A 16,591-nucleotide genomic window follows, 5' to 3' on the forward strand; every position below is an offset into this window, starting at 1 on the left:
ACGCTCAGCTGGCCCGAGGGCATGGTGCTGCGCTGAACCCGGCGCAACGCTTGGAAGCAGGGGAAGCGCTCCCGCCCGTCGTCAGGTATTGAAAATACCTTCCTCCCGTTGGGCGTGGCACCGCGCAAGGCGCGGTGCCACGCCCAAACCCGCTGCCGCTGCGCTGGCAAAGCCAGGGCTGCGGCCGGGCGCGGGAGTTTTCCCCTCTTCCTGCGAATGCGTGTCTGTTATTCCGCCTTCCACTTGGCAGCCAGATCGCGGGCGTTCTTGGCCAGCACCATGACGTCGATGCCAACCGCCAGGAACTGCGCGCCCATGTCCGCGTAGGCTTGGGTGGCCTCGTCGGTGGTGCCGAGGATACCGGGGGCGATGCCTGCCGCCTTGATGCGGGTGATGGCATCGGCAATTGCTGCGCGCACCTCCGGATGGGCCGAGTTGCCCTGGTGGCCCATGTCGGTGGACAGATCCGCGGGGCCGATGAAGACGCCGTCGATGCCCTCGACCTGCAGGATCTCGTCCAGCGCGGCCATCCCGGCGCGGTTTTCCACCTGCACCAGCAGGCAGACCTCCTGGTCGGCGGTCTGGATGTATTCGCTGACCGATCCGAACATGGTGGCGCGCGCCGCCGTAGCGCCGACGCCGCGCGCGCCCTTGGGCGGGTAGCGGCAGGCGCGGACCAGTTCGCGGGCCTGATCGGCGCTTTCGACAATCGGCACCAGCACCGTCTGCGCGCCTGCATCCAGCACCTGCTTGATCATCCAGGTCTCGCCCACCGGCACCCGCACCACCGGGTGGCTGGGCGACGCCGCCAGCGCGATCAGCTGGTCGCGGATCGAGCGGATGTCGTTGGGCGCATGCTCGCCGTCGATCACCAGCCAGTCGAAGCCGCAGGTGCCCATGATCTCGGCGATCTGGCCGTCGGCAAAGCTCATCCAGCAGCCGATCTGGCGTTTGCCCTGTGACAGAGCCTGTTTGAAGGTGTTCCTGGGTGCGGGCATTGGCGAGCCTCCTGTCAGGCGAAATTGATGGACACGGAGCCGAAGGGGCCGAAATCAGCGGCGATCTCCGTGCCCGGCGGGCATTCGATGGGGCGGATGAAAGAGCCTGAGAGCACGATATCCCCGGCCTCGATCTGTTGTCCATATTCGGCCATCCGCCGGGCCAGCCACAGGACCGAGGTGACGGGATCGTTCAAAACACCCGCGCCGAGGCCGGTTTCCTCCACCGTGCCGCCCCGGGCCACGATGGCACCGACCCAGCGCAGGTCGTGGGCGTCAACAGCGTGGCGCTCCGCTCCCAGCACGACGCCGGCATTGGCGGCGTTGTCGCTGATGGTGTCGGTGATGATGCGGGCCTGGCCGGTTGCCGGGTCGGCGCGCAGGATGCGGGTGTCGAGGATCTCCAGCGACGGCGCCACATAGTCCGTTGCGGCCAGCACATCTGCACGGGTGCAGTGGGCGCCTGCGAGGGGGGATCTCATGACAAAAGCGATTTCTGCCTCCACTCGCGGCTGGATGAAGCGGCCTTCGGGGACGGTGGCGCCGTTTTCAAACAGCATGTCGTCCAGCAGCACGCCGCTGTCGGGGGTGGTGATGTTCAGCGCCTGCTGCATGGCGCGGCTGGTGAGGCCGATCTTCCAGCCGATCTTCTTGCGGCCGGAGGCCAGTTTTTGCCTGATTAGAGCCTGCTGAACTGCATAGGCATCGTCCAGCGTCATGCCGGGATAGGCCTGCGAAAGCAGACCGCATTGTTGGCCGGTTTGCTCGGCTTTGAACAGCCGGTCAGCGGCGTCCTGATGCTGTTCGGGGGTCATGCCTCGTCCTCTACCGTGTTGCGCAGGATGCCGATGCCCTCGACCTCAACCTCCACCACGTCACCGGGTTTCAGGTATTTCGGGGGGTCGAAGCGGGCGCCTGCGCCGGTGGGCGTGCCGGTGATGATCACGTCGCCGGGCTGCAGGGTGGTGAAGGTGGAGATATAGGCGATCTCCTCGCGGATCGGGAACATCATCCGGCTGAGGGTGTCATCCTGGCGGACCTCTCCGTTCACGCGGGTGACGATGCGGGCCTCATCCAGCTGGGCGGCATCGGTGAAGGGCACCAGCCAGGGGCCGATAGAGCCGGAATTGTCCCAGTTTTTGCCTTGGGTCACGTTGAATTTGGCGTGGCGGACCCAGTCGCGGATGGTGCCCTCATTCGCCAGTGTTAGTGCCGCAATATGATCGTAGGCGTCCTCCGGTTTGATCCGGCGGCCTGCCTTGCCGATCACCACCGCAACCTCGCCCTCGTAATCCAGCGTGTGGTTTTCCGGCGGGCGGATCAGCGGGCGTTCGGCGCCGGTGAAGGAGCGCGGGAAGCGGGGAAACAGGGACATGTGCTTGGGCTGGGCGGAACCGTCCTTGTACTCCGCATTGCGGTCCGGGAAGTTGACGCCGACGCAGATGATCTTTTCAGGGTTGGGGATCGGGATCTCATAGGTGAAATTCGTGTGGGTGACGGGTTTGCCCTCGGCGGCCTTTGCCAGTTCGGGCAGGCCCTGGGCGGCGATCACCTCGCGCATTGTGGGCCAGTCGGGGAACTGCGGCGACAGGGCGATCATGCCGTCGTCCGTCGCGGCGCCATAGAAGGTCTCGCCATTGGCGGTGTAGGTGGCAAAGCGCATCAGGTCAGGCTCCTTGCGATTTCGGTGATGACGTCGAAGGCCATCATCACGTCTGCCTCCGTGGTTTCGAACTGGCCTGCCTGGAAGCGGATCACCAGCTGGCCGTCGAGGCGGGTTTGCGTCAGATAGATGCGGCCGTCGTTGTTGATGGCATTAACCAGCCGCAGGTTCAGGTCGTCCAGATCCGTGGCGCCCTCAGGCGCATAGCGGAACGACCAGAGCGACCACATCGGCGGGGTGGTGTTCTCGAAATCGGGCTCGGCTTTCAGCTTTTCGTGCAGCTGGTTCGACCAGTTGATGTGATTGCGCAGGCGCTGGCGCAGGCCCTCCAGCCCGTAGGTGCGGATCAGGAACCAGATCTTGAGCGCGCGGAAACGGCGGCCCAGCGGCACCGACCATTCGGAATAGTTGATGATGCCGTCGTGCCCGTGGGTCTTGAGGTATTCCGGGCTTATGGCGAGGGTTTGCACCAGATCATCCGGGTTCTTCAGGAAATGGGCGGAGCAATCGAACTGCACGCCGAGCCATTTGTGAGGATTGAAGACGATGCTGTCGGCGCGCTCCACCCCCGGCCAGTAGTGGCGGTATTCCGGGCAGATCATGGCGGAGCCGGCCCAGGCGGCGTCTACATGGGTGTAGAGGCCGTATTTCTCGGCGACGTCCAGCACTTTGTCGACGGGGTCGGTGGCGCCGACGCCGGTGCCGCCGACGCAGAGGATGACGCCGGCGGGCTGGTGGCCTGCGGCGAGGTCTTCTTCGATAGCGGCTTCCAGCGCCTCCGGGTCCATGCCGCGCCAATCGCCCTTGATGGGGATGCGGATCAGGTTCTGCTGGCCGATGCCCGCAACCCAGATGGCGCGGTCGATGGAGGTGTGGACCTCTGATGAGCAGTAGATGCGCAAGGCTTTCTGCCCGAACAGGCCCTGGCTGTTGCCCTGCCAGTTCAGCGCCTTTTCCCGCATGGTCAGCACGGCGGCGAGGGTGGCGGAGGACGCGGAGTCCTGGATGACGCCCTGGAACTGGTCCGGCAGGTCCAGCGCCTGGCGCAGCCAGTCCATCATCCGGGTTTCCATCTCTGTCGCTGCGGGCGAGGTCTGCCACAGCATGCATTGCGGCGCGATGGCGGCAGTCAGGAATTCCGCCAGCACCGAAGGCGCGGCGGCGTTGGAGGTGAAATAGGCAAAGAAGCGGGGGTGCTGCCAATGGGTGATGCCGGGCATCACGATGTCTTCGAAGTCGCGGAAGATTGCCTCCATCCCCTCGCCATCTTCGGGAGGGGTATGGGGCAGGGCGTTCAGCACTTGGCCCGGTTCGGTTCTGGCGCGCACCGGGCGGTCGCCGACGGTCAGGTGGTAGTCCTGCGTCCAGTCCGCGACCCTGCGGCCCCAGTCGGAGAATTCATTCCATTTCATCTCGTATTCCTTTTGTCCGTGCCATCGGCACGGACAGTGTCAGGGTGCAATAATCGGCTGAGCGTTCAAGGCGCTGGGTTTCGGAGTGGCGCCTTCAAAGACGGAACCTTCCTCAAACCAGCTGCGCGGCGCGGGCGCCCCCCAGAGGGTCTGGCGCTGCGGATCGGTGAGCGACCATTTGATCGGCTCCAGATCCGGATCGACGGTCTGGTAGTCGGAGCAGTAGATCTCGATCCGGTGGCCGTCCGGGTCACGCACATAGAGGAAGAAGGCGTTGGAGATGCCGTGGCGGCCGGGGCCGCGCTCGATGTTGCCGACGTAGCCGGTGGTCGACATCAGATCGAGCAGGTCGATGATGTTCATCGGGTTCGGCACCCAGAAGGCGGTGTGGTGCAGGCGGGGGCCGAGGCCATTGGTGAAGGCCACGTCGTGCACGCCGCCCTTGCGGTGCATCCAGGCCGCCCAGACCTTGCCGCTTTCGTCATCCTCGGTGAATTCGGTGACGCGGAAGCCCATCTCGTTGTAGAAGGCGACCGAGGCATCCACATCCGCGCTGAACATGTTGAAATGGTCGATGCGAAGCGGTTTTACCCCGTTATAGAGCCTGTATTTCTGGTGGATCGGCTCCAGCCGGTCCATTTTCACATAGAACTCCAGCGGGATGCCCCAAGGGTCGCGGGTGCGCAAGGTGCGGCCCATGTGGGGGCGGTCGACCCACTCCACCGGCAGGCCCTTGGAGGCGAAGAATTCCGCTGCCTTGTCCAGGTCCGGCGCGTCATAGAGCTTGAAGCCCAGAACGCCCACGGAGGCCGTATCCGCCTGCACCAGCACGATGCAGTGGTGGCCGCGTTCCTCCATCGCGCGCAGGTAGATGCGGCTGTTGTCCTCATGCGTGACCTGCAGGCCGAGGGTGTCCACATAGAAAGCGCGGGAGGCGGCGAGGTCGGTCACGGCGTATTCGACGTGGCTGAGCCGCACGATGTTGAAGGGCGGATAGAGGTTCGGGGCGGGGACGGGCATTGGGGGGCTCCTCTTACTGAACCGGGAAGATCACGTTGGTCTGGCCGGTGCCGGAACTGGGAAAATACTCGGTGATCACTTCGCAAGGGGCGGTGTAGCTGTCCCAGCCAAGCGCACCATACAGCATGGCGGTGTCGTGCATGGAGCCTTCGCCGCAGCAGAATTCGGCATATTCGCCCAGCATCCTGAGGAAGGTCGCGTGGTCGCCCTTCTGCCACAGCTCCAGCACCCGCAGGTCCATCTGGCGGTTGAACTCGGAGCTGATGGTGAAGGTGCCGTTGTTGGCGGCATAGTCCTTGTTCGCCCAGATCTTGTGGCTGAGCGAGCCGGAGGCAACCAGCAGAACCTTGCTGTTCGAGGCCTCGACCGCCTCGCGGATGGCCTCGCCGATCACCCGGCTTTCGTCGTGATCGTGGACGGTGCACCAGGCGGCGATGGAGACCACCTTGAAATCGCCCTCGCGGCTCATGAACCGCATCGGCACCAGGGTGCCGTATTCCAGTTCCAGCGAGTCGAGCTGGTGCGACAGGGTGTAGACGCCCTTGTCCGAAGCCGCCGCCGCTATGGCGTCGCCCAGGGAGGGGTTGCCTTCGTATTCATAGGGCAGGTTCTGGATGAACTGCGGGAATTCGTTGGAGGTGAACAGGCCCTTGAAGCGGCTGTTGGCGTTGATGTGGTAGCCCGCGTTGATCACCCAATGGGTGTCGCAGATCACGATGGTGTCGGCGCCGAGCGCCTTGGCGCGGCGGGCGATTTCCCGGTGGCCGTCGATGGCGGGCTTTCGGGCGCCCTCCAGGCGGCCGGGCTGTTCCGACATCAGCATGGTGGGCACATGGGTGCATTTGGCGGCGAGAACGATTTCTCCCATGGTCTTCTCCTCAAAGACTGGTTGCGCGTTTCCTTGAGGTCAGGCGCCGAGGCGCGGGATCTTGTGGTGGCCCAGGGCAAAGCCGATGTGTTTCTGTTCCATGTAGAACTCGAAAGACCAGTCGCCGCCGTCGCGGCCGATGCCGCTGGCCTTGACCCCGCCAAAGGGGGTGGGCAGGTGGCGGACGTTTTCCGAGTTCACCCAGATCATCCCGGCCTCCAGCGCGTTGGTGAAACGCAGAGCGCGGGTGAGGTCGTTGGTCCAGACATAGCCCGTCAACCCGTACTGCGTGTCATTGGCCAATGTTAGAGCCTCATCCTCGTCTTTGAAACGGATTGCGGTGAGGACCGGGCCGAAGATTTCCTCCTGCGCGATGGTCATATCGTTGGTGGCATTTGTGAACAGTGTCGGGTGGACGAACCAGCCTTGATCGCCAACGCGGGTGCCGCCGGCCGCGATGGTGGCGCCGTCCTGTCTGGCGGTCTCGAAATAGGATGTGACCTTGTCGAAATGCACCTTGTGGATCAGCGGGCCGATTTCGGTGGCCGGGTCCAGCGGGTGGCCGACGCGGATGTTGTTGACGCGCTCGATCAGCTTGGCCTCAAACGCCTCCGCGATGCTCTGCTGCACCAGAAGGCGCGAGGAGGAGGTGCAGCGTTCGCCATTCAGCGAGTAGATCATGAAGATCGCGGCATCGAGCGCGCGATCGAGGTCGGCGTCGTCGAAGACCACCACCGGGTTCTTGCCGCCCAGTTCGAAGTGCACGCGTTTCAGGGTGTCGGCGCCCTGTTTCATGATCATCGAGCCGGTCTTGCTTTCGCCGACAAAGGCAATGGCCTTGATTTCCGGGTGTTCGGTCAGCGCCTTTCCTGCGTCCTCGCCAAAGCCATTGACCAGGTTCCAGACGCCTGCGGGGAGGCCGGCCTCATGGGCGATCTCGGCCAGGATGCGGGCGGTGAGGGGGGAGAACTCGGCCGGTTTGTGGACCACGGTGCAGCCGGCAGCCAGCGCCGGGGCGATCTTCCACGTGGACAGCATGAACGGCGTGTTCCAGGGGGTGATGACGCCGACCGGGCCGATCGGCACCCGGGTGGTCACGTTCATCAGCGTCGGCGATTGCAGCTGCTGGCCGTCGCGGGCGGCGGTGGCCTTGTCCGCGAAGAAGCGGAAGTTTTCGGCGCCGCGCAGGGCGGCCTTGGACATGAAACGCAGGGCCTGGCCGGTGTCCCAGCATTCGCAGAGCGCGATTTCCTCGGCGCGCTCGACGATCAGGTCGGCGATACGGTGCAGGATTTTCTTGCGTTCCAAGGCGGGCATGTCGCGCCAGGCGGGGAAGGCTGTCTTGGCGGCGGCAGCCGCGGCGTCGATGTCTTCGCTGCCGCCTTTGGCAACCGCGCAGATCACGCTTTCGTCTACTGGCGAGGAGGTTTCAAACGTGGCGCCAGAGGCCGCGGGGCGGCTTTCGCCGCCGATCAGGTTCTGAATTCCGGTCTCGCGGAAGCGGGCCAGGTGGGTGTTTAGCGTTTCGATGTTGGTGGTCAGATCGCTCATCACTGGTCCGCCTTTTGCATGTGGTCGCGGATGGTGCCGCATTTCGGGGAAAGCTCCGGGTCGATGTCCCGCATCTCAAGCGAGAGCGCGATGGAGTGCTGCTGCAGGGCCGGCTCAAGAAAAGACTGAGCTGCGTCGAAGACCGCCTGGGTGGCTCGCTTGCGGGTGTCCAGGTCGCGGCCCGCGCGCAGCCGAATGGAGATGTCGATATAGCCGTGCTGCGGATCGCCGTCGGCAATGGAGACGTGGCTGGCGGCAAAGGCGCGCACCCGGATGCCTGCCAGGGGGAACACGCCGGTTTCTGCTGCTGCCTGCCGCAGATGGCGGCACAGCGCGGCGATGTCAGTGCGCGCCTCCATGTTGGCCGAGTAGTCCAGCGTGATGTGCGGCATGTGCGTTACCTCTCCTGAAGTACTTAACATGTTTAGCAATTGTGCGGCGATGAGTCAAGCAGAAGAAACCCAAGCGGCAATTGCGTTTAGCCGGAAGCGGGGTGATAATCGGATATGACCAGGATGATGCCCTCCACTGACCGTTCGCTGCCGATTGCCCTTCTCAGGGCGCGGGAGCGCGTGATGGGTCCGATCCGCGCGCTGCTGAGCGGCGCGGGACTGACCGAGCAGCAATGGCGCGTCCTGCGGGTGGTGCAGGAGAGCGGGCCGATTGACCCGACCCAGATCGCCGAAAAGGCCTGCCTGCTGCTGCCGAGCCTGACGCGGATCCTGCAGAAGCTGGAGGAAAAGCAGCTGATCAGCCGGGAGCGCGACAAGGAAGACCGCCGCCGCCAGGTGGTGCGGATCGCGCCTGCGGGGGAGAAGGTCATCGCCGACAACATTGAGGCGAGTCTTGAGCTGATGAACCGCACCCGGGCCAAGATGGGGGCTGAGCGCTATGAGGCGCTCTTGGATCTGTTGAACGAGCTGGATCAGATCGACCTGTCGGAGTGAGTCGTTTCTGCCGCATTTGGCGCGGATGCCGGGGCGCGTGACGCAAACCGGATGGCATTGGTGTTTTTGGCAGGTTTTTGGAATTTCCGTTATTTCATATATTTATCAATATCTTGTATTGTGATGGAGACGGAGGCTTGCCGAAACTGCTGCCGTTGTTGAATTGGCGAAATGCTGCTGTTGACGCAAATGGCGCGGCGGGTGTCCGAAATCGCTCTGTGAAGACCGGCGTTTCTCAACAACTGTTATGGGGACAGTTGATGAGGACATCATGCGGTACTCCGGCCTGAAAGTGATCAAGGAGGCCCTGACGGGCCACAAGGGATGGCGCCCCACCTGGCGCGATCCGGAACCCAAGAAAAGCTACGATGTGGTGATCATCGGCGGCGGCGGGCACGGGCTGGCGACGGCCTATTACCTGGCCAAGAACCACAACATCACCAATGTGGCGGTGATCGAGAAGGGCTGGATCGGCGGCGGCAACGTGGGCCGCAACACCACCATCATCCGCTCCAACTACCTGCTGGACGGCAACGAGCCGTTTTACGAGCTGTCGCTGAAGCTGTGGGAAGGGCTGGAGCAGGACTTCAACTACAACGCCATGGTCAGCCAGCGCGGCATTCTGAACCTGGTGCATACCGATGCGCAGCGCGACGCCGCGCGGCGGCGGGGCAATGCGATGATCCTGAACGGGTCGGATGCGGAGCTGCTGGATACCGACGGCGTGCGGGCGATGTACCCGTTCCTGAATTTCAATGACGCGCGTTTCCCGATCAAGGGCGGGCTGCTGCACCGCCGCGGCGGCACCGTGCGCCACGATGCGGTGGCCTGGGGCTATGCCCGCGGCGCCGACCTGCGCGGTGTCGATATCATCCAGAACTGCGAAGTCACTGGGTTCCGGATCGAGAACGGCAAATGCCTGGGCGTGGAGACCACCAAGGGTTTCATCGGCGCCAACAAGGTGGCGAGCTGCGTTGCCGGGTCGTCAAGCCGGGTGATGGAGAAGGCGGGGATGCGCCTGCCGATCGAAAGCCACGTGCTGCAGGCCTTTGTCTCCGAGGGTCTGAAGCCGGTGCTGGACGGGGTGATCACCTTTGGCGCGGGCCACTTCTATTGCAGCCAGTCGGACAAGGGCGGGCTGGTCTTTGGCGGCGATCTGGACATGTACAATTCCTACGCGCAGCGCGGCAACCTGCCGGTGGTCGAGGACGTGATGGAAGGCGGCATGGCCTTGATCCCGGCGCTGGGCCGGGTGCGGATGCTGCGCAGCTGGGGCGGCATCATGGATATGTCGATGGACGGCTCCCCCTTCATCGACAAGACCCATGTGGACGGCCTCTATTTCAACGGCGGCTGGTGCTACGGGGGGTTCAAGGCGACCCCGGCCTCGGGCTGGTGCTATGCGCATCTGCTGGCGACCGATACCCCGCACAAGGTGGCCACGGCCTACCGGCTCGACCGGTTCCGCCGCGGCTGCATGATCGACGAAAAGGGCCAGGGCGCCCAGCCGAACCTGCACTGAGGAAAGGACAGAAGCGATGATTATCAACCATCCGATCCTCGGGCCGCGGGATTTCCAGGAGTTCACCTATCTGGGGGACGCCAGCCTGATCGACCGGCCGGACTGGCAGGCCGACAATGCAGCGGATCAGTTCCACGACTACCTGTATCTGCGCGACAACCCGGCGGGCGAGCACCGTGAGCTGTGGTTCCATGAGCAGGGCGACCGGTCCTGGCTGGTGGTGACCCGCAACACCGTGACCCATGAAATCCTGAATGTCGAATTGGCCCGTGATGTGGCCCGGGCAAGGGGGCGCAGCAAATGACTGACGCAGTGATGAATGCCGGCCGCGTGGCCTTTCAGGCCGACGGCAGCACCGGCGCCCGCAAGGGGGTGCAGGTGAACCGCCTGGATGGCGGGCTGATCAAGGGCAGCAAGCCGCTGAATTTAACCTTTGACGGCAAGCGCTTCAAAGGGTTTGAGGGCGACACGCTGGCCTCGGCCCTCTTGGCGAATGGCGTGCGGCTGATGGGCCGGTCGTTCAAGTACCACCGCCCGCGGGGCGTGCTGACCTCTGGCTCGGAAGAGCCCAACGCGCTGGTCGAGCTGCGTAGCGGCGGGCGGCAGGAGCCGAACACCCGTGCCACCGTGGCAGAGCTGTACGATGGGCTGGAAGCAAATTCGCAGAACCGCTGGCCGTCGCTGCAGCATGACTTCATGGCGATCAACGACCGGTTCTCGAACTTCCTGACCGCGGGTTTCTACTACAAGACCTTCATGTGGCCTGCGGCGTTCTGGGAGAAGCTGTACGAGCCGATCATCCGCAAGGCGGCGGGTCTGGGTAGCATCAGTTTCGAGGCGGATCCGGATGCCTATGACAAGGGCTTCCTGCATTGCGATCTCTTGGTGATCGGGGCTGGCCCCACCGGCCTGATGGCGGCGCTGACCGCGGGCCGGGCTGGTGCGCAGGTGATCATTGCCGATGAGGATTTCTTGCTGGGCGGGCGTCTGAATGCGGAAACCTTCGGTGTTGGCGACCTGACCGGCGCGGCCTGGGTTGAGCAGGTGCAGGCGGAGCTGGCATCGATGCCGAACGTGCGGGTGATGCCGCGCACCACCATCATCGGCGCCTTTGATCACGGTATCTATGGCGCGGTGGAACGGGTTTCCGACCACGTGCTGGCGCCGGAAGCGGGCAAGCCGCGGCAGATCCTGTGGCGGATCTATTCCAAGCGGGCGATGCTGGCGGCGGGGGCCACCGAACGTCCGATCGCGTTTGAGAACAACGACCGTCCGGGCGTGATGCTGGCTGGTGCGGTGCGGGCCTATGCCAACCGCTGGGCGGTGACGCCGGATCAGACGGTTGCGGTGTTTACCAACAACGACGACGGCCACCGCACTGCGGCGGACCTGATCGCCAAGGGCGTAAAGGTGACGGCGGTGATCGACACCCGCGCCGACGCGCCCAAGGTCGAAGGCGCGGAGCTTTTTGCCGGTGCGCAGGTGGTCGACACCAAGGGCCGGCTGGGGCTGGAATGGGCGCGGGTGCGCCTGGCCAATGGCACCACCCGCGACGTGCCTTGCGGGGCGCTGGCGGTGTCCGGCGGCTGGAACCCGAACGTGCATCTGACCTGCCACCAGCGCGGCCGTCCGGCCTGGCGCGAGGACATTGCGGCCTTTGTCCCTGCTGGGGATCTGCCGCAGCACATGTCGGTTGCCGGTGCCGCCAATGGCGATTTCTCCACCGCTGCCGCATTGCGGGCCGGTGCCGAGGGAGCCGTGGCCGCGCTGTCGGAGCTGGGTATCGAGGCAAAAGCCGGTGATCTGCCGGAGGCCGAAGACGCGCCAATCAACGTGACCCCTTTCTGGTATGTGAAAGAAGGCAAGGGTCGCGCCTGGCTGGACCAGCAGAACGACGTTACCGTCAAGGATGTGAAACTGGCGCATCAGGAGAACTTCCGCTCTGTCGAGCATCTGAAGCGCTACACCACCCTTGGCATGGCGACCGATCAGGGCAAGACCTCCAACATGGGCGGTCTGGCGATCATGGCCGAACTGGCGGGCAAGCAGATCCCCGAGGTCGGCACCACCATGTTCCGCCCGCCCTATACGCCGGTTTCGTTCGGTGTGATGGCAGGCCGCTCGGTCGGCGAAGAGTTCCGCCCCACCCGCAAGACTCCCAGCCACAAATGGGCTGAGGAGCAGGGCGCGGTGTTTGTCGAGGTGGGCCAATGGCTGCGTGCGCAGTGGTTCCCCAAGGCGGGCGAAACCCATTGGCGCCAGTCGGTGGACCGCGAGGTGCTGCAGACCCGTAATTCCGTCGGCATCTGCGACGTGACCACGCTGGGCAAGATCGACGTGCAGGGCAAGGACGCAGCCGAGTTCCTGAACAAGATGTACGCCAATGCCTTTGCCAAGCTGCCGGTGGGCAAGGTCCGCTACGGGCTGATGCTGCGCGAGGATGGTATTGCCTATGACGACGGCACCGCGGCGCGTTTTGCCGATGATCATTTCGTGGTGACCACCACCACCGCCAACGCAGTTCTGGTCTACCGCAACATGGAATTTGCGCGCCAGTGCCTGTTCCCTGACATGGATGTGCAGCTGATCTCGACCACCGAGGCCTGGGCACAGTTCGCGGTGGCGGGTCCGAATGCCCGCAAGCTGCTGCAGAAGGTCGTGGACCCCGAGTTCGACATCTCGAACGAGGCGTTCCCCTTCATGGCCTGCGGGGAAGTGACCGTCGCGGGCGGCTGCCGGGCGCGGCTGTTCCGGATCTCCTTCTCGGGCGAGCTGGCCTATGAGATCGCAGTGCCGACCCGCTATGGCGATGCGATGATCCGCAAGCTGATGGAGGCGGGCGAGGAGTTCGGCGCTGTTCCTTACGGCACCGAGGCGCTGGGCGTCATGCGGATCGAGAAGGGCCATGCCGCGGGCAATGAGCTGAACGGCACCACCTCGGCACTGAACCTTGGCATGGGCCGGATGGTCAGCAAGAAGAAGGACTGCATCGGCAACGTGCTGAGTGAGCGCGAGGGGCTGAACCAGGAGGATGCGCTGAAGCTCGTGGGCTTCAAGCCGGTCAATGCCTCCGACGCGGTTCAGGCCGGGGCGCACCTGATGAACGCCACTGGCGAGGTCAGCGCGGCAACCGATCAGGGCTATATCACCTCAGCCGCCTATTCGCCGGTGCTGGGCTGCTCGATCGGGATCGGCTTCCTGAAGAGCGGCGACGTGCGCAAGGGAGAGGTGATCCGCGCGGTCAATCCGCTGGAAGGCAAGGAAATCCAGGTCGAAGTTGTCAGCGCGCATTTTGTGGATCCGGAAGGGGAGCGTCTCCGTGGGTAAGTTCGATAATCATGGGCTGAAAGCCATCTCTCCGCTGGGCGGGCATGAGCCGCGTGCGGATGCTTTTACCGGCCTGCTGATCCGTGAGGTGACGGACCGGGCGCTGGCCTCCCTGGCGGCGCGTCAGGGGCAGGAGGCAGCGGTGAAATCTGCTGCGGCGTCTTATCTGGGCGGCGCTTTGCCAGAGCCTGCCGGCTGGAACACGGCAGGGGAGTTTGCAGCCTGGTGGATGGGGCCGGATCTGTGGATGGTCTCTGCCCCGCATGACAGCCACGAATTGCTGGCGGGCGAGCTGAAGCAGGCGGTCGGCGAGGCGGGCTCCGTGGTGGAGCAGACCGACGGCTGGTGCCGTTTCGACATGGAAGGCCCGCGCTGCTTTGATGTGCTGGAGCGGCTGTGCAACGCCAATGTCCGCGCGGGCAAGGCGGGCGATGCCACCCGGACCTCGATGGAGCATCTGGGGGTCTTCCTGCTGTGCCAGACGCCCGGCCAGGGGTATTCCATCATCGGCCCGCGGTCCTCGGCGGCATCGCTGCATCATGCGCTGGTGGCGGCGGCGAAGTCGGTGATCTGAAGCGACCTGAGCGGAGAGCAACAGCGCCCGGCCAGAAGGCCGGGCGTTTTGCCTTTGGCAATCGGAGACGGACAAAGGAATTGCCTGGCCTGTGCGGAGAGGGCGGATGTCTCCGGCAGGGATATTTTTAGCAAGAGGAAAGCATGAGGAAAGGCAGCCGCGGACATTCCAGCGGCTGCCAAAGGTTAATCAGAAAGGGCGGCGGGGTCAGACCGAGGGGATCGGCCGGTTGTCCTGGACCCGGAACAGGTTCACCTTGCGGCGTTCTTCCTGCGGGGTGACGCCGAAGCTCTCGCGGTAGTGCTGCGACAGGGTCGAGGAGGTGGCGTAGCCCACCGCGTTGGCGATCGAGGTGATCGAGTCGCGGGAGTACATCACCAGCTGCCGCGCCGCGTTCATCCGCAGCGTGCGGTAGTAGATCGCCGGGCTCTGGCCGGTGGCGGATTTGAAACTGCGCTCCAGCTGGCGCGGGGAAACCCCGATCTGGCTGGCGGCATCGCGGATCGACACCGGGTGCTCCAGATTGTCGGCAAAGAGCTCGACGGCCTTGGCCACCGGCGGCGGCAGGCTGTCGGCGGTGCTGTCGGTCTTGAAGGCGGGGATCTTCTGGCGCACGCCCTCGGCGCGGACCATCGGGTGCTGGAACCAGCAGGCGACCTCGGTCATCACCGCGTCGCCCAGGGCCTGTTCAATGAGTTTCAGCGACAGGTCGAACATCGCCGCGGCGCCGCTGGCGGTAAAGCGGCGGCGGTCGAGGACGATCACGTCGTCAACGGTGGCGAGCGAGGGGAATTCGGCGGTGAAGGCGGCCTTGTAGCACCAGTGCACCGAACAGCTGTGCCCGTCCAAGAGGCCGGAGCGGGCCAGCGGGAACACCCCGCCGGAGACTGCGCCCATCTTGGTGCCGTGGCGGGCCAGGTGGCGCAGCTTGCCGTTGGAGGCCTTGGGGTCCTCGAATTTGCCTTGCGGGCTGGACAGCAGGAACAGGGTGTCGATGTCCTCAGTCTGGTCCAGCGAGCAGTCGGGCTGGAACGCCACATTGGCGGAGGCGTTCACGCTGGCGCCGGTCTCGGAGATCAGTTTCCATCGGAAGGTCTCGGTGCCGGCAATTTCATTTGCCGCCCGCAGGGGTTCGATGGCCGAAGTCAGGCAGGCCATTGGAAAGCCGGGGAAAATCAGGAAGCCGAGAGTCATGGTGTTGTCGCGCTGCATGGGGTTGATTTTAGCTTGCGAAAGGGGATTCGCACAGCAGCGAAAGGGTGCCCGCGCCGTACAGGAAGGGAAACGGCGCGGGCGGATCTGCTTAGTTCTGCAGATATGATTCCAGCGAGTCGTCCAGAGCGTCCTTCCACGGGGTGTGGTGCACGGGCGCCATGGTGCCGGTGATGACCGATTTGTAGGAGTTGTTGCGGAAGGCCATGATGTCCTTGGCCTTATGCCCCTTCCACTCGTAGAAGGCCTGGCAGGCGCCGGCCACGTCGAAGGTCGGGTAGTCGGTCTCCTCGATCAGCTCCAGCACGTAGTCGCCCTGGTATTTGATCGCGTATTTGACGTCGTCCGAGGCTTCCTCGCGCTCCTCGCGCTCCTTCACGTCGGCCAGCAGGGTTGCCTTGTCCGCCGGGATCTCGATCTTGCCCATGATCGCGTCGCGGACCCACCAGGCCTGCGCGTCGAACATGTTGAAGGTGAACCACTGGTCCTGCATGCCCAGATAGAACATCTTGGGGTTATGGGCATAAACCACGCCCTTATACAGGTCGGCGGTGGCCAGGCGGTTGGCGGTCTTCAGGCGCAGATCGTCCGGCAGGAAGTTGAAGTAGTGCTTGTAGCCGGTGCAGAGGATGATCGCGTCGACCTCCTTCTGGGTGCCGTCGACGAAGGTGGCGGTGTTGCCGCTGACCGATTCCAGCGCCGGCTTTTCTTCCCAGTTGTCCGGCCATTTGAAGCCCATCGGCGCCGAGCGGTAGGAGGAGGTGATGGACTTGCAGCCGTATTTCCAGCACTGCGAGCCGATATCTTCGGCGGAGTAGGAGGCGCCGAGGATCAGGATGTCCTTGTCCTTGAACTCGCGGGCGTCGCGGAAGTCGTGGGCATGCAGCACGCGGCCGTTGAAGGTGTCGAAGCCGGGGTAGAACGGCACGTTCGGGGTCGAGAAATGGCCCGAGGCGCAGATCACGTGGTCGAAGTCTTCCTTGTAGGTGCTGTCCTTGGAATGGTCGTGCACGGTGACGGTGAAGTTGCCCTGATCCTCGTTGTATTCGACCCAGCGGATGGCGGAGTTGAAGCGGATCCACTTGCGCACTTCGGCTTTTTTCACCCGGCCTTCGATGTAGTCGAACAGCACGGCGCGCGGCGGGTAGGAGGCGATCTGCTTGCCGAAGTGCTCCTCGAAGGAATAGTCGGCAAATTCCAGGCCCTCCTTGGGGCCGTTGGACCAGAGGTAGCGGTACATCGAGCAGTGGACCGGCTCGCCGTTCTCATCCAGGCCGGTGCGCCAGGTGTAGTTCCACAGCCCGCCCCAGTTGTCCTGTTTTTCGAAGCAGACGATCTCCGGAATCTCTTCGCCTTTGTTGGCGGCGGACTGGAATGCGCGCAACTGGGCCAGGCCGGAGGGGCCGGCACCGATGATGGCAATTCGTTTCTTGGTCATGTGGCTCTCCCATTGGTATAGACCAATATCTGTGTTTGGTTCTTTTGGTCTGATCCAAT

At 64.1% G+C, this 16,591-nt stretch carries 15 protein-coding genes; 5 read left to right on the forward strand and 10 right to left on the reverse strand.

Translation table 11 applies throughout. The features are described 5' to 3' along the window. Positions 1 to 227: 227 nt before the first annotated feature. From ACFMBG_RS13980 to ACFMBG_RS14015, 8 genes are read right to left on the reverse strand one after another with little or no spacing between them, the layout of a single operon-like run. Entirely contained in the window at positions 228 to 998 is a 771-nt protein-coding gene (locus ACFMBG_RS13980; RefSeq protein ID WP_421055315.1) for an aldolase/citrate lyase family protein, read from the reverse strand. Positions 999 to 1,012: 14 nt separating this feature from the next. Beyond that, complete coding sequence (hpaH, locus tag ACFMBG_RS13985) at positions 1,013 to 1,813, reverse strand: 2-oxo-hept-4-ene-1,7-dioate hydratase (protein ID WP_421055316.1); 801 nt, start codon at positions 1,811 to 1,813, stop codon at positions 1,013 to 1,015. Then, the gene (locus ACFMBG_RS13990; RefSeq protein ID WP_421055317.1) at positions 1,810 to 2,661 is read right to left on the reverse strand and encodes a fumarylacetoacetate hydrolase family protein; all 852 of its coding nucleotides are present in this window, start codon (positions 2,659 to 2,661) and stop codon (positions 1,810 to 1,812) included. The genes hpaH and ACFMBG_RS13990 overlap by 4 nt, the downstream gene beginning before the upstream one ends. Beyond that, on the reverse strand, positions 2,661 to 4,073 hold the full coding sequence (locus tag ACFMBG_RS13995; protein WP_421055318.1) for a pyridoxal phosphate-dependent decarboxylase family protein: 1,413 nt from the start codon (positions 4,071 to 4,073) through the stop codon (positions 2,661 to 2,663). The genes ACFMBG_RS13990 and ACFMBG_RS13995 overlap by 1 nt, the downstream gene beginning before the upstream one ends. A gap of 39 nt (positions 4,074 to 4,112) precedes the next feature. Continuing rightward, on the reverse strand, positions 4,113 to 5,093 hold the full coding sequence (hpaD, locus tag ACFMBG_RS14000) for a 3,4-dihydroxyphenylacetate 2,3-dioxygenase (RefSeq protein ID WP_421055319.1): 981 nt from the start codon (positions 5,091 to 5,093) through the stop codon (positions 4,113 to 4,115). Between the two features lie 13 nt (positions 5,094 to 5,106). Then, positions 5,107 to 5,961: a 3,4-dihydroxyphenylacetate 2,3-dioxygenase gene (gene hpaD / locus ACFMBG_RS14005; RefSeq protein WP_421055320.1), complete on the reverse strand. Its 855-nt coding sequence runs from the start codon at positions 5,959 to 5,961 to the stop codon at positions 5,107 to 5,109. Positions 5,962 to 6,000: 39 nt separating this feature from the next. Next, a complete protein-coding gene (hpaE, locus tag ACFMBG_RS14010; RefSeq protein WP_421055321.1) occupies positions 6,001 to 7,512 on the reverse strand; it encodes a 5-carboxymethyl-2-hydroxymuconate semialdehyde dehydrogenase in 1,512 nt (503 codons plus the stop codon). Further along, positions 7,512 to 7,904: a 5-carboxymethyl-2-hydroxymuconate isomerase gene (locus ACFMBG_RS14015; protein WP_421055322.1), complete on the reverse strand. Its 393-nt coding sequence runs from the start codon at positions 7,902 to 7,904 to the stop codon at positions 7,512 to 7,514. The genes hpaE and ACFMBG_RS14015 overlap by 1 nt, the downstream gene beginning before the upstream one ends. Positions 7,905 to 8,018: 114 nt before the next feature. On the opposite strand from ACFMBG_RS14015, the gene hpaR reads away from it, so the two are divergent. The 5 genes from hpaR to ACFMBG_RS14040 all read left to right on the forward strand — a co-directional run bounded on the left by hpaR (position 8,019) and on the right by ACFMBG_RS14040 (position 13,882). Next, complete coding sequence (hpaR, locus tag ACFMBG_RS14020) at positions 8,019 to 8,459, forward strand: homoprotocatechuate degradation operon regulator HpaR (protein WP_421055323.1); 441 nt, start codon at positions 8,019 to 8,021, stop codon at positions 8,457 to 8,459. A gap of 271 nt (positions 8,460 to 8,730) precedes the next feature. After that, on the forward strand, positions 8,731 to 9,981 hold the full coding sequence (locus ACFMBG_RS14025; protein ID WP_421055347.1) for a sarcosine oxidase subunit beta family protein: 1,251 nt from the start codon (positions 8,731 to 8,733) through the stop codon (positions 9,979 to 9,981). A gap of 16 nt (positions 9,982 to 9,997) precedes the next feature. Next, complete coding sequence (locus ACFMBG_RS14030; RefSeq protein ID WP_019294538.1) at positions 9,998 to 10,285, forward strand: sarcosine oxidase subunit delta; 288 nt, start codon at positions 9,998 to 10,000, stop codon at positions 10,283 to 10,285. Between the two features lie 11 nt (positions 10,286 to 10,296). Then, on the forward strand, positions 10,297 to 13,308 hold the full coding sequence (locus ACFMBG_RS14035; protein WP_421055348.1) for a sarcosine oxidase subunit alpha family protein: 3,012 nt from the start codon (positions 10,297 to 10,299) through the stop codon (positions 13,306 to 13,308). Further along, positions 13,301 to 13,882 carry a sarcosine oxidase subunit gamma gene (locus ACFMBG_RS14040; protein WP_421055324.1) on the forward strand — a complete coding sequence of 194 codons (582 nt, stop codon included), beginning with the start codon at positions 13,301 to 13,303 and terminating at the stop codon, positions 13,880 to 13,882. Before ACFMBG_RS14035 ends, ACFMBG_RS14040 begins: the two co-directional genes overlap by 8 nt. Positions 13,883 to 14,089: 207 nt before the next feature. Here ACFMBG_RS14040 and ACFMBG_RS14045 read toward each other — a convergent pair whose 3' ends face one another. Then, a complete protein-coding gene (locus ACFMBG_RS14045) occupies positions 14,090 to 15,094 on the reverse strand; it encodes a GlxA family transcriptional regulator (protein WP_421055325.1) in 1,005 nt (334 codons plus the stop codon). Positions 15,095 to 15,185: 91 nt separating this feature from the next. Then, the gene (locus ACFMBG_RS14050) at positions 15,186 to 16,532 is read right to left on the reverse strand and encodes an NAD(P)-binding domain-containing protein (protein WP_421055326.1); all 1,347 of its coding nucleotides are present in this window, start codon (positions 16,530 to 16,532) and stop codon (positions 15,186 to 15,188) included. Between the last annotated feature and the right edge of the window lie 59 nt (positions 16,533 to 16,591).

It is taken from the genome of Leisingera coralii (genome assembly GCF_049056525.1).
GTDB lineage: Bacteria > Pseudomonadota > Alphaproteobacteria > Rhodobacterales > Rhodobacteraceae > Leisingera > Leisingera coralii.